We start from the raw sequence: 12,798 nt of genomic DNA, 5'->3' as shown, positions 1-12,798 counted from the left end.
CGATGCAGCCCCCATTTCGTTACGCGTTAGCTAGGCGCTCCGAGGCGTTCGCATCAACCGGCTTGGCGGGTCATCGCGGGCACGATGACGGGCAGGCGCGGGAGAAGGGGTTCGAATTTGAGCGGCTTATTTCTGTGTGCTGAACATCCTATCCGCCCTGCGCCGTTCGGCCTCGGCCCGGCGGCGCTTGCGCTTTTCCAGTTGTTCGGCGGAAGGTACGCCATCGTCGACCACGTCAGCCAGCACTGCGCCGCGCTCGCCTGGCGGGCGAGTGGGGCCGGTCGTGGTGTCACAGAAGGTCTGACGCTCGATCTCCGCATTGAGCAATGCGCCCAGCAGAACGCCATAGGCCGAGAGAAACAGCCACATCAGAAACACCACGATGGCCGAAAGCGAGCCGTAAGTGGCGTTGTAGTCCGAGATATAGGCAACGTAGAGCGAGAAGCCGAACGAGACCGCCAGCCACAGCAAAGTCGCCAGCAGCGAACCCGGCGCCAGCCAACGCCACTTGGCGGGGCGGCGGTCTGGGCCGTAACGCATTATCAGCGCAAATCCCGAACTGCCCAGAGCGATGGCGAAGACCCAGGTGAGGATCTTGAACAGCAATTGCGTCACGCCGCCAAGATAGACGCTGGTCTGTATCTGGAGCCAGGCGAAGACACCGCCGGAGAGTACGCCGGTGAGTGCCAGCAGGACTGCCGCAAGGGTCAGGCCGCCGGTTCGAAAGGTCTTTACAAAGAAGCCGCGCGTTTCGCGCTCCTCGTTGATGATGTTAAGCGCGCTCATCATCCCGCCGGCTGCCCGCATGCCGCCGTAGACAGCGAAGAACAGCGCGATCACCAACGCAAGGCCGGTCACGCCGGAATTGGTTGAGATGATCCGCAACAACTGCTCTTCCAGCAGATGGGCAACATCGGCGGGGACAACCTCGACGATGCTGGCCATCTGCTTGCGCACCATACCCACATCTGCGACCAGACCATAAACCATGACGGTCGCGGCAATCAGCGGAGTGAGCGCGAGGAAGGTGTAGAACGCCAGTCCGGCGGAAAGCAGCCCTAACTCGTGAAAGCCCACCATGACCCATACCCTTTTCACGACCCGCAACCAGGCTGCCATGGGCATTGCCCAGGGGCTATTCGCATCGGCGCCAGGGGTCGCTTTGGGTAAAGGCTCGGAAACGGCCGAGCGAGGTTCATCTTCGGTCGAATTTGCGTTATTCATCATCGGCCTGTGTGAACGAGGGAACTTTCGCGGTTGCAGTGCGATAGGCATTTTCAGGAGGGGCCGGGCATCTCGGTCCGGCAAAGGGGTGATTCGTCGCGTTGCTCATGTTTAGGCTAATTGACCACCGGTCGGCTTGTTCCCTGCGTTTGCGCGATGGCAGCGCAAGTGGGGCGCTGGCCTTCACCCTCGCTGTTGCAACAATGTCCGTCGCCGCCCCGGTTGCGGCGCAGGATACGCCGGACAAGGCCGCTACTCAGGCGAAGCAGCACGCCGCAGAGCCGGGTAGCGCTGAACCTGCTGTCGAACTGGAAGCCGGCAAGGTGCCGGTGCCGCCGCCGCCTGCCGAGCCACCGCTGCAGCCGCAGGTCGACCCCATCATCCCGGACGATGAGTTCAACGCTGCCGTGCCGCCGCTCGATGCGGCCAGTGATGCCGAACTGAACAAGCCGCTCGAATCGATCGAAGCTTTCGAGCGGCGGCTCGCAGGGGAACAGTCCGGCGCCAAGCCCGAAACGGCTGAGAGCGCCCCGCTCGGTGATCCCGCCCTCGCTGACGGCGATGCGGTCGAAGCAGTCGGTGACGCCCCGGTTCGCGACACCGAACTAGCCGCGCCGCTCCCCCCGCTCGACCAGTTCGAGGTGGCGCCAGTTCAGTTTGCGGACGATGCGCCGAGGGATCAAAAGGACGTCGAGGTTCGCTACCGCGTGGATTTGCAAGGACTGGACCTTGCCGACAAGGAAACCGACGCCGACCTCAAGGGCGAATTCAAGTCTCTGTCCGCTCTGGAAAAGGGCGACGGCAAGGCTGCCAATACCGCGATGGTATCTGCGCGCCTCACCGAAGACAGTCAGCTCATCGAAACGGTGCTGGCATCGCAAGGCTGGTACAGTCCGGTCGTGCGGACCCGGCTGGAGCCGCCTGCCGATCAGGCAAACCCCGCGCTGGGGGCCGTCATCGCGGTGACTCCCGGCAAGCGCTACGTTTTCTCCGACATCATTCTGAAGGCCGACCCGACAGAACCGGCCAATCTAGTGGCTGACAACTTTGCACTGAAGGTCGGCGAGCCGATCGTGGCCGAGCGTGTGCAAGGCGCCGAGGCGCAGGTCGCGGTGGCGCTGCCGGAGAACGGCTATCCTTTCGCAGCCGTGGGCGAGCGCGATATCCTGCTTGATCAAGCGACCGGTGAAGGCGTCTACACGCTGCCGGTAACGGTCGGCCCGCGCGGCCGTTTCGGCGGTTTCGTCACCGATGGCGATCTCGCCTTCGACGCCAAGCACATCCAGGTGCTGTCCCGTTTCAAGCGCGGCGAAATCTATGACAGCCGCAAGGTCGATGATCTGCGCAAGGCGCTCGTCGCTACGAACCTGTTCTCAACCGTGGCGGTAGAGCCGCAGAAGACCGGTGAGGATGCGGGCGACGGTACGCAATACGTCACCCTCCACGTCAAACAGGACGCCGGGCCGCCGCGCACCATCGCTGGCTCGCTGGGCTTTGCCGCGGGTGAAGGCATTACCGCGCAGGCGACCTGGACCAATCGAAACATGTTCCCGCCCGAAGGCGCGCTGATCGCCCATGCCATTGCCGGCACCCGGCAGCAGGGTGCGGGTGTTACCTTCCGCCGCTCCAACTCCGGCAAGCGCGATCGCACGCTGGAGATCGTCGCAGAAGCGTTCCATAACGACTACGACGCCTACAGCGCCTACACCGGGCGATTGGCGGCGCGTATCGCCCGCGATTCAACGCCGATCTGGCAGAAGCGCTATACTTATGCTTTCGGTGTCGAGTTCCTTGGTACGGCGGAAACCGATTATGACGCTGCCACCGGCACTCGCAAGCGCAACACCTATTACGTTGCGGGCTTGAACGGTCAGGTCGGTTTCGACACGTCGGACGACCTGCTCAACCCTACCAAGGGTTACCGTGTGACCGCCTTGGTACAGCCGGAAGCAACCGTGCGCGGAGGCTTCGATCCTTACGTGCGGGCACGTATCGATGCTTCGACGTACTACGAGATCAACGACAGTATCGTTTTAGCGGGCCGTGTCCGCTTCGGCACGATCCAGGGCGCAGGCCTGTTCGATATCGCTCCCTCGCGGCGCCTTTATGCCGGCGGCGGCGGTTCGGTACGCGGCTACGCTTATCAGGCCTTGGGCGAGCAGGCGCCCGACCGGAATCCGGTGGGCGGGCGCAGCCTGAACGAAGGATCGTTCGAGGCACGCTACCGCTTCGGCAACTACGGGGTCGTGGCCTTCGTCGATGCAGGCCAAGCCTACCGCGAGACGACGCCGCAGTTCAACAATCTGCGCTACGGCGTCGGCATTGGCGGGCGTTTCTACACCAACTTCGGACCGATGCGCCTCGACATCGCCACCCCCATCGGCCGCAAGCCGGGCGAATCGCGCTTCAACCTCTACGTATCGATCGGACAGGCGTTCTGATGGCCGACGACAAGAATCAGGACGCGGAACCGCAGGTGGATACCGTTTCGACCGAAGCCGAAGGCACGCCGGCAGGCCCTTCGCGCTGGCACCGCATACGGGTGAGAGCGCTCAAGACCGTCGCCTTCATCGTACTGGGCGTTCTGGCTTTCGTGTTCGCGGTTGTGCTGGGCATCAACACCGGACCCGGCCGCCGTTTCGTTGCCGACCAGATCGCCGGGCTCGAATTCGAGAACGGAATGCGCATCACCGTGGCCCGCATCGACGGGTCGCTTTACGGCAAGATGATCCTGCGCGGCCTGTCGGTTCGCGATCCGCGCGGTGAGTTCCTTTACTCGCCCGAGATCCGTGTCGACTGGAGCCCCTTCGCCTACCTCGAAAACCACGTCGACGTGCGCAGCGCCACGGCGCAGCGCGTCGTCCTGCGCCGTTCGCCGCAGTTCCGCGAAACCCCGCCGAGCGACGCTCCGCTGCTGCCCGATCTCGACATCGACGTCGGCACCCTGCGTATCGATCGCTTCATCGCGGAACCGCCGGTGTCCGGCCAGCGCCGTATCATGACGGTGTCGGGCCGCGCTCATATCGCCGATGGTCGTGCTCAGATCAACGCCAAGGGCGGCACCATCGCTGTCGAGGGCAAGGGCGGCGGCGATCGCTTTACCGCAGTTCTGGACGCTGTTCCTGCGCGTAATCGCCTTGATCTCGCGCTCGATATGGAGGCACCCAAAGGCGGCCTTATCGCTACCTTGGCGGGTCTTACCCAGCCCACGACCCTCAAGCTGAACGGCAGGGGCGACTGGGCCGCATGGAACGGCAATCTTGCAGCGAACCTGGGCGACGGCGACCTTGCGCGGCTCGCCCTCACCGCGCGCAACGGCACCTTCACGATCAAGGGCCCAACCCAGATCGCGCGCATGTTCACCGGCCCCACCGCGAACCTGCTTGGCCCGGTGATGAACGTCGACGTGACAGCGGCCTTCGACAAGCGCCGCGCCAAACTGTCGGGCATGATTTCCAGCGACGCTTTCAATCTGACCCCGAACGGCTTTGTCGACCTGTCGACCAACAGCTTCGAGGATCTCCGGCTCGCCTTCGTGCTGCTGAAGCCATCGGCCATCGCCGAGAACCTGAGCGGCGCCGGACTCAGCGCCAACCTCGCGCTAGACGGGGCCTTCACGGCGCCCAAGGTGGATTACCAGATCGCAGCCGCACGCATCGTCATGAACGACATGGGGCTGGAAAATCTGACCGCGAACGGCTCGGCGAAAGTCGACGGCGCCCATATCAAGATTCCCGTTGCCGCCCGTGTGCGCCGGATCACCGGGCTCGATACCGTGGCCGGGGGTAGCCTCGCCAACGTATCGCTTAACGGCGACCTCGCGATCGACGGCACGCGCGTCCTTTCGGACAACATGCGTATCCGTTCCGATCGCATCGACGCCAAGCTGCTGCTTGCCGCCGACATGAGCAAAGGCCTCTACACCGGCGCAATCGACGGCAAGATAGACAACTACCGTGTCGACAGCGTCGGCATCTTCAACATCCGCACCAACATGGACCTCAAGACCGAGGCACAAGGCTTTGCATTGCAGGGCACGGTGCGGGCGCGCTCGACGAAGCTGCTGAATGACAGCCTGCAAACGTATCTTGGCGGCAATTTCTCGGCCTCGTCGAACGTGCGCTACGGCTCAGACGGCGTTGCTAGGTTCTCTGCTGTACGCCTTACCGCGCCGCTGCTGCGGGTAACCGGCGGGCAGGGCAGCTGGTCCCCCGATGGTCGTATCTCGCTCGCTGCGAACGGCACATCCAGCCAGTACGGCGCATTGGGCGTGCGGGTGACCGGCACTATCCAGAACCCCGACGCCCACGTCACGGCCGAACGCCCGGGCCTCGGCATCGGCTTGGCCAATCTTGACGCGCGCATCAAGGGCGCGCCGGGCGGTTATCGCCTCGATGCCAAGGCGGATACAGACTATGGCCCGCTCACGGCAGATGTGAACCTTGGCCTCGGCAAGGCCGTATCGGTTCAGATCAACAAGGCGAATCTGTCGGGTGTCGATTTTGCCGGACGGCTAGTCCAGACGCCGGCCGGGCCTTTTGCGGGTCAGTTGACCGCCAACGGCAACGGCGTGGGCGGTCTCGTCCGCCTCGATGCTGAAGGCAAGTACCAAGCGGCCGACTTCAACCTGCGGGTAAAGGATGCCACGTTCCAGGGCCCCGCAAAGCTAACGATCGGCTCCGCCATCGTCGACGGACGCGCGGTGCTTTACGACAAGCCCTACATTGTAGCCGATGGGCAGATCGCCGGCACCAGCATAGGTGCGCTCGACCTTGCGGCTGCCCGCGTCATCGTCGATTACCGCGACGGGCGCGGCAAGGCCAAGGGTCTCATCGAAGGCGTCAGCGGCGTGCCATTCCGCCTTGGACTCAACGCCGACCTTCAACCCGAATTGTGGCGCGTGGCGCTGCAGGGCAGGGTGCGCGGCCTCGACGTCAAGACCTCTTCACCCGCCCGTATCGTCCCCAAGGGCAATGGCTACGAGCTTCTCCCCACCACCATCGCTTTCGGCGGCGGCAACATCCAGCTGGCCGGTACATACGGTGAGGGCATGAAGGTCCAGAGCCGTCTGGAGGGGGTCGACATGGCGCTCGTCAATGCCTTCGTGCCGGGGTACGGCATCGGCGGCAAGGCGACAGGCAGCCTGGACTACGAACAGGCCAGCACATCCGCTTTCCCGCGCGCAGATGCCCGGCTGACACTCAGCAACTTCACCCGCACAAGCTCTAGCACGGTCAGCCAACCAGTGGACATCAACTTTGTCGGCAAGCTGCTCCCGGACGGCGCTGAGGCACGCACGGTGTTCCGACGCCGGGGCACGGTCATCGGCCGAATGGTCGCCAGCCTGAAGCCATTGGCGCCGGGTAATGGCCCGTGGATGACACGCTTGATGGAGGCACCGCTGGGCGGCGGTATCCGCTACAATGGGCCAGCCGACACGCTGTTCTCGTTCGCCGGACTGCCTGGGCAGACGCTCTCGGGCCCGATCGGGCTTGCTGCGGACTTTTCGTGCCGCGTTTCCGATCCGTGCATCAACGGCGTCGTCCAGGGCCGCGACATGGTCTACGAGAATCAGGCCTATGGCACTCGCCTCAGCTCGATGGCGCTGGCGGGCAAGTTCACCGGCAGTACCCTGGAACTGACCTCGCTTACCGCCAAGGCGGGGGATGGCACCGTCAGCGCCAGCGGCAAGGTCAGCCTTGCCGCGGATGCCGGTTATCCGATGGATCTGAGCGTCAAGCTGGACCGCGCCCGCCTTGCCCGCAGCGATGCTCTTTCGGCCACCGCCACGGGTTCGCTACGCCTTACCAAGGTAGCAGGAGAGGCCGCGCTGCTCTCAGGTGAGATCAGACTGCCGGAAACCCGCTACAAGATCGTGCGCGAAGGTGCTGCGCAGGTTGCGCGCCTTACCGGGGTTCGCTTCAAGCCGCCGGTCGGTCCGCAGCGTATTACCGGCGATGAAACCCCGCCCAAGGCCGTCAGCGCCTTCGCTCTCGTGCGCCTCGACCTCACGCTTCGTGCGCCGGAGAAGCTCTATGTCTCGGGCATGGGCCTCGAATCGGAGTGGAGCGCCCGCTTCAAGATCACCGGCACCAGTGCTGCTCCCAATGTCGCGGGTCAGGTCGATCTGGTTCGCGGTACGCTGGGCTTTGCTGGCCGCTCGTTCGAACTGACCGAAGGCCTGATTTCGTTCAACGACAGCGAAATGTTCAACCCGACTGTAGCGATCACCGCGACCGACGATGTCGAGGACGTGACGGTCAACGTCAACGTGTCGGGCCGTGCGCAGAACCCGCAGATAGACTTCTCGTCGGATCCCAGCCTGCCTGACGACGAAGTGCTTTCGCGTATTCTGTTCGGCAGCTCGATCGCCAACCTTTCGGCGCTCCAGGCTGTGCAGCTGGCATCCTCGCTCAATTCGCTGAACAGCACCGGTGGCGGTCTCAATCCGCTCGGCAAGCTGCGCTCGGCAGCGGGGATCGACCGCCTGCGTATTCTTGGTCCCGACGAGGCCAGCGGACGCGGTACGGCGGTGGCGGCCGGTCAGTATCTGACAGACGATATCTATGTCGAGTTGATCACCGACGCGCGCGGGTTCACCGCCACGCAGCTGGAAGTCAGCGTCACCAAGTGGCTCTCTGTACTCAGCCAGGCCGGTGGTTCGGGCGTGAACAGCCTCAACGTGCGCATCAAGAAGGATTACTGATGCGCGGGGTCCTTGTTCCGGTTCTCGCGCTTGCAGCCCTGCTGGGCGGCTGCAAGCGCGAGCCGGATTTCGAAGAACGCTACGACGCGGCCAACAAGACCATCGTCGACAAGGCCAAGGCGATCGATGCACAGATCGCCGGCACCGGCGTTCCTCCTGCCGATGCTGAAGAGGACGATAAGACCGAGAGTTGAAACTCCCGGTTTACCTCTGACTGCTAGGGCGATGGCCAAGGCGGCGACAGGGGTATTCAGGTGCAGGGTAATGACAACGGCGACCGTTTGAACATACGGCGCACGGTCCTGCTTCAGGCGCGCTGCCGCAAGAGCCGCTGGCACGTCTTCCCGGTCGAACTGGGCGATATCTCACAAGGCGGCTGCAGCATCGTCGGAAGCTCGGAAAGTTTTGCGCGCGGTGAGCAGGTGCAATTGCGCGTGGCCCACCTCAAACCGATCGAGGCTGAGGTCCGCTGGCTGTTACCGGACAAGGTCGGCGTCGAGTTCCGCGCCGCTCTCAATGGCAACTTGGTCGAAGAACTGGGCGAAAGCTACGGAATCGCAATTGGCCCGGCTTCGCAGGCATAAGGCGGAACGCGAACGAGACGGCTATCGTCTTGCGACAAAGAGCGTGGCCGGCGATGTAAGGGGAGGTGGTGGACGCACTTGGGCTCGAACCAAGGACCCGCTGATTAAGAGTCAGCTGCTCTACCAACTGAGCTATGCGTCCCCACGAGGGGTTCCGGGCCGATCGATCCGATGGCACCGGATTGGTAAGGTATGGTGGACGCACTTGGGCTCGAACCAAGGACCCGCTGATTAAGAGTCAGCTGCTCTACCAACTGAGCTATGCGTCCCCAAGAGGGGTTTTCCGCCCAAATCGAGCCGATGACGGCCCGGACGAAGTAGGTATGGTGGACGCACTTGGGCTCGAACCAAGGACCCGCTGATTAAGAGTCAGCTGCTCTACCAACTGAGCTATGCGTCCACGCTACCTGCCTCTGAAGCCTTGCGGCCCCGCTGATTCGGCGGCGGAGAGGTCCCTATAACGGGCTATTTTGAGATGGGAAGAGATAACTTGAAAAACTTTCAGCCGAGCGAGCCTCGTCCCTGATTCCAGCGGTTTACGGCCATGATGGTGCCAAGGCAGATCATGTTGGTCAGCATCGAAGTTCCGCCGTGGCTCATGAAAGGCAGGGGGATGCCCACGACTGGCGCCAAGCCCATGACCATCATCAGATTGATCATGACGTAGAAGAACATCGTTGCTGTCATACCGGCGGCAAGCAGGCTGGAGAAGCGGTCCGGCGCACGGCGGGCTACGCCCATGCCCCAGCCCAGCACAATGGCGAAGACCAGCAGCACGAAGAACCCGCCGAGCAGGCCCCATTCCTCAGACATGGTTGCGAAGACGAAGTCGGTGTGGGGTTCGGGCAGGTATTGCAGATGACTTTGGGTGCCGTTGCCGAAGCCTTTGCCGAAGATGCCGCCGGAACCGATGGCGATTTTGGACTGGGTGATGTGGTAGCCGGTGCCCAGCGGGTCAGCCTCGGGGTCCAGGAATACCAGTACGCGGTTGCGCTGGTAATCGTGGAGCAGAGTGAAGAAGGCGATAGGGGCTATCACCAGAAGCGCCCCGCCGGCGCTGACGAACCACCACAGGGGCAGTCCGGCCAGGAACATCGTTACGACGCCGCCAAAGCAGACCGCGGTTGCCGTGCCGAGGTCGGGTTGGATCAGGACGAACAGCGCCGGCAGAGCGATCAGCACGCCCGCCGGAACGAGACCGCGCCAGCTAGCGGTCATGGCATGGGGAAGGGTCTCGTAAAAGCGTGCGAGAACCAGGACGATGGCTGGTTTCATCAGCTCCGATGGCTGCAGCGACATGAAGCCGAGGTTCAGCCAGCGTTGGCTGCCGCCGCCGACCGCGCCGATCAACTCCACCAGCACCAGCAGGCCCAGTATCGCGCCGAAGACCGGGTAGGCGGCCATGCGGAACAGGTTCCGGCTCATGTGCGAGATGACGATGGCCATCACGAGGAAGACGCAGAAGCGTATGACATGGCTCAGCGCATAAGGCTGCAGGCCGCCGCCGGCTGCCGAATAAAGTACTGCCGCCCCCAGCGCGACGAGACCGCAAAGGGGGATCAGCATAAGCCAGGGCTGGCGGGAAATCGCTTCGGGTACGATCGAGCGGCTCACTGGGTGCCTCCGGTGTTGCCGGGGCGGGCCGCGCCCTGGGCTGGCCCTTGCGGCGCGCTTTGCGAAGCGGTGGGTGCCGGGGGAGCGGGGATGGTGGCTGCGTCTGGTTCGGGCGCGGGCGACTGGGCGCCGCTGACGATGGGCTGGCGCGGTTCCTGCGCGGCCTCGGCTTCCTGCACCTTGCGGCTTTCTTCTTCCGGCGAGACTGCGGGGGCTCCGACGCCGTACTGCGCGGAATAGGCGCGGTAACGGGCATCGAGCCGTTCCTTGGCGGTGCCGCCCCATTTCTTCTCAAGGTCAGTCAGGATGTCCATGCCCTTCTGCTTGTCGAAGATATAGGTCAGGACGTCGCGCGCAATGGGGTAGGCAGATCCGGAGCCGCCGCCGTGCTCGCATACAACCGCGCAGGCATAGCGAGGATTGTCGGCCGGGGCGAAGCTGATGAAATGGCCGTGGTCGCGGTGCTTCCACTGGCCGCCCTTGCCGTTGCCGATGTTAAGACCGACGACCTGCGCGGTGCCGGTCTTGCCGGCCAGTTTGATGTCTGGGAATGGCAACCGCGCATGGGGGGCCGAGCCGGGACCGTTGGCCACGTCCGACATTGCCTGATGAATGTAGGCGAGGTGTTCCGGCGGGATGCCGAGCGAGGGCGTTTCCTTATGCCCCTGATCGTGGATCAGGCGCGGCATTATGATCTTCCCGCTGGCCAGGCGCGAGGCCTGCACCGCCTGCTGTAGCGGGTTCACCAGGAAGTAGCCTTGTCCGATGGTGGCGTTGACCGTGTCGAAGGTCTGCCATTCCTTGTGATATTTCCGCAGCTTCCAAGCGGGATCTGGCACGGTGCCATAAGATTGCCCGACGACGGGAAGCTCGAATTCCTGCCCCAGGCCAAGCCGCCGCGCCATCAGGGCGATCGGGTCCATCCCGATGCGCTGGGCGAAGTGGTAGAAGTAGACGTCGCAGCTCTGATAGATGCCCTTGGCCATGTTGACTTGGCCGTGGCCGCGCCGGTTCCAGCAGTGGAATACGCGGTTGCCCACGCGCAGGCCGCCGCCGCAGAATACCGATTCGTTGGGGTCGAGGCCCGCTTCCATGAAGGACAGCGCAACCATTGGCTTTACCGTCGATCCCGGCGGATAAAGTCCGCGCAGGACCTTGTTGCGCAAGGGAACATGGTCGTCGTCCGACAGCATCTTCCATTCCAGGCGGCCGATGCCGTCTGAAAAGCTGTTGGGGTCGTAGCTGGGCATTGACGCCATCGCCAGGATATCGCCGGTCTGGCAATCCATGACGACCACGGCGGCCGATTCGGGGCCAATTCGCCGCGCAGCGTAATCCTGGATGCCGGCGTCGATAGTCAGCTTGATGGTTTTGCCGGGCACGTCCTCGCGGGTGTCGAGGTTGCGCACGATGCGGCCCGATGCGGTTACTTCGACACGCCTTGCACCGGGCTTTCCGCGCAGCTCCTTCTCGAAGATCTTTTCGAGCGCGTCCTTGCCAACCTTGTACCCCGGCGTGATCAGGACCGGATCGTGATCCTTCTCGTATTCCTCAGCGGAGGCGGCGCCGACATAGCCGATGAGGTGGCCCACCGAGGGGCCCGTAGGATAGAAACGCGAAAACCCGCGCTGGGTTACCACGCCCGGCATGTCGGGCAAGCGCACGCTGACGGCGGAAAAACGCTCAAGATCAAGGCCCGTGGCGACTTCCACAGGGGCGAAGCCGTGCGACTTGTCGAGCTTGTCCTGAAGATCCTGCATCGCAATTGGGGTGAGCGATAGCAGTCGGCCCAGTTCGGCAATGGTGCGCTCAGCGTCCTGCATCTGTTCGGGCACGACGTCGACGCGGAAATCAGCGCGGTTTGAGGCAAGCGGCATGCCGTTACGGTCAAGCAGCCAGCCCCGGCGCGGCGGGATCAACGAGAGATTGACGCGGTTGCTTTCCGCCTCAAGCTTGTACTTCTCGTTCTCGAACACGGCGAGATACGTCATGCGAGAAGCCAGCAGCAGGCCGATCCCACCTTGTATGCCGGTCATCACCACCGAGCGCCGGTCGAAGCTGTTGCGCAGTGTACCCGTGGTGACGTGGGGCTGGCGCAGCAGGCGCCGGAAGCTGAATTTCATCGCAGGACCAGAAACGGCGTCAGCCGGAGACGGTCTATCAGGGCCACGAAACGGCCGACGAGCGGATAGGATAGCACTGAGATCACGACCTGAGGAACGATGACACGAAGGGGGGCAGCAGCGCCGGCAATATTGGAGATACCGAGGCACAGGATAATATAGGCTATGATCAGGCCAATCGCCACCAGCCACTCGGTCAGGAAATTACGCCAGGGCAGGCGCGCCTCGATCACTTCAAGGACAATCGCGCAGATCGACCACAGCAGAACCGCCGTGCCGAATGGCTGGCCGGAAAAAAGGTCATCGAACACGCCGAGGGGAAGGCCCGCCCAGATCGGCATGAGGCCTGGGCGCAACTGGCGCCAGGCAAGAAACATCAGGAATCCCAGTGGCGGGAGGACCGGGGCCGAGGCGATCAGCAGCCAACCAGGCGCGACCGAGCCAAGCATGATCGTCAGCCACGGCAGGCTGCCGGCGAGGACGCGCGAAGGCCTGCGGTTGATCCTCTGCCTGACCACGCTTTCCGTGCGGGATAGCAGCGGCATGC

8 protein-coding genes and 3 tRNA genes are annotated in these 12,798 nt (G+C 63.5%); 4 read left to right on the top strand and 7 right to left on the bottom strand.

What is annotated here, in order from left to right; all coding sequences use genetic code 11:
- Nucleotides 1-126 precede the first annotated feature (126 nt).
- The gene (locus tag TQ38_RS09970) at nucleotides 127-1,080 is read right to left on the bottom strand and encodes a YihY/virulence factor BrkB family protein (protein ID WP_240197853.1); all 954 of its coding nucleotides are present in this window, start codon (nucleotides 1,078-1,080) and stop codon (nucleotides 127-129) included.
- A 347-nt stretch (nucleotides 1,081-1,427) separates the two neighbouring features.
- Here TQ38_RS09970 and TQ38_RS09965 point away from each other — a divergent pair, with 347 nt between their 5' ends.
- Genes TQ38_RS09965 through TQ38_RS09950 form a run of 4 tightly spaced genes read left to right on the top strand, consistent with a single transcriptional unit; the run spans nucleotide 1,428 to nucleotide 8,514 of the window.
- A complete protein-coding gene (locus TQ38_RS09965) occupies nucleotides 1,428-3,665 on the top strand; it encodes an autotransporter assembly complex family protein (RefSeq protein WP_240197852.1) in 2,238 nt (745 codons plus the stop codon).
- Nucleotides 3,665-7,930, top strand: coding sequence for a translocation/assembly module TamB domain-containing protein (locus TQ38_RS09960; protein ID WP_043973012.1), 4,266 nt, complete (start codon nucleotides 3,665-3,667; stop codon nucleotides 7,928-7,930). The genes TQ38_RS09965 and TQ38_RS09960 overlap by 1 nt, the downstream gene beginning before the upstream one ends.
- The gene (locus tag TQ38_RS09955; protein ID WP_043973013.1) at nucleotides 7,930-8,124 is read left to right on the top strand and encodes a hypothetical protein; all 195 of its coding nucleotides are present in this window, start codon (nucleotides 7,930-7,932) and stop codon (nucleotides 8,122-8,124) included. Before TQ38_RS09960 ends, TQ38_RS09955 begins: the two co-directional genes overlap by 1 nt.
- A gap of 60 nt (nucleotides 8,125-8,184) precedes the next feature.
- Nucleotides 8,185-8,514, top strand: coding sequence for a PilZ domain-containing protein (locus tag TQ38_RS09950; RefSeq protein WP_043973014.1), 330 nt, complete (start codon nucleotides 8,185-8,187; stop codon nucleotides 8,512-8,514).
- Between the two features lie 66 nt (nucleotides 8,515-8,580).
- Here the strand turns inward: TQ38_RS09950 and TQ38_RS09945 are convergent.
- From TQ38_RS09945 to TQ38_RS09920, 6 genes are all read right to left on the bottom strand, one after another.
- Nucleotides 8,581-8,656, bottom strand: a tRNA-Lys gene (locus TQ38_RS09945).
- Between the two features lie 51 nt (nucleotides 8,657-8,707).
- Nucleotides 8,708-8,783 (bottom strand) — tRNA-Lys (locus TQ38_RS09940).
- Nucleotides 8,784-8,838: 55 nt separating this feature from the next.
- A tRNA-Lys gene (locus TQ38_RS09935) sits at nucleotides 8,839-8,914 on the bottom strand.
- A gap of 101 nt (nucleotides 8,915-9,015) precedes the next feature.
- The gene (gene rodA, locus TQ38_RS09930; protein WP_043973015.1) at nucleotides 9,016-10,128 is read right to left on the bottom strand and encodes a rod shape-determining protein RodA; all 1,113 of its coding nucleotides are present in this window, start codon (nucleotides 10,126-10,128) and stop codon (nucleotides 9,016-9,018) included.
- Nucleotides 10,125-12,251: a penicillin-binding protein 2 gene (gene mrdA / locus TQ38_RS09925; protein ID WP_240197851.1), complete on the bottom strand. Its 2,127-nt coding sequence runs from the start codon at nucleotides 12,249-12,251 to the stop codon at nucleotides 10,125-10,127. Before mrdA ends, rodA begins: the two co-directional genes overlap by 4 nt.
- Nucleotides 12,248-12,796, bottom strand: coding sequence for a hypothetical protein (locus TQ38_RS09920; RefSeq protein WP_043973016.1), 549 nt, complete (start codon nucleotides 12,794-12,796; stop codon nucleotides 12,248-12,250). The genes mrdA and TQ38_RS09920 overlap by 4 nt, the downstream gene beginning before the upstream one ends.
- Nucleotides 12,797-12,798 lie beyond the last annotated feature (2 nt).

Source organism: Novosphingobium sp. P6W, assembly GCF_000876675.2.
Lineage (GTDB): Bacteria > Pseudomonadota > Alphaproteobacteria > Sphingomonadales > Sphingomonadaceae > Novosphingobium.
The sequence above is the reverse complement of the archived record's forward strand: the minus strand, read 5'-3'. Positions and strand labels throughout refer to the sequence as shown.

Coding starts and splice junctions, on each gene's coding strand:
- TQ38_RS09970 (WP_240197853.1), bottom strand. CDS start 1,080: ATGGTGGGCTTTCACGAGTTAGGGCTGCTTTCCGCCGGACTGGCGTTC.
- TQ38_RS09965 (WP_240197852.1), top strand. CDS start 1,428: ATGTCCGTCGCCGCCCCGGTTGCGGCGCAGGATACGCCGGACAAGGCC.
- TQ38_RS09960 (WP_043973012.1), top strand. CDS start 3,665: ATGGCCGACGACAAGAATCAGGACGCGGAACCGCAGGTGGATACCGTT.
- TQ38_RS09955 (WP_043973013.1), top strand. CDS start 7,930: ATGCGCGGGGTCCTTGTTCCGGTTCTCGCGCTTGCAGCCCTGCTGGGC.
- mrdA (WP_240197851.1), bottom strand. CDS start 12,251: ATGAAATTCAGCTTCCGGCGCCTGCTGCGCCAGCCCCACGTCACCACG.
- TQ38_RS09920 (WP_043973016.1), bottom strand. CDS start 12,796: ATGCCGCTGCTATCCCGCACGGAAAGCGTGGTCAGGCAGAGGATCAAC.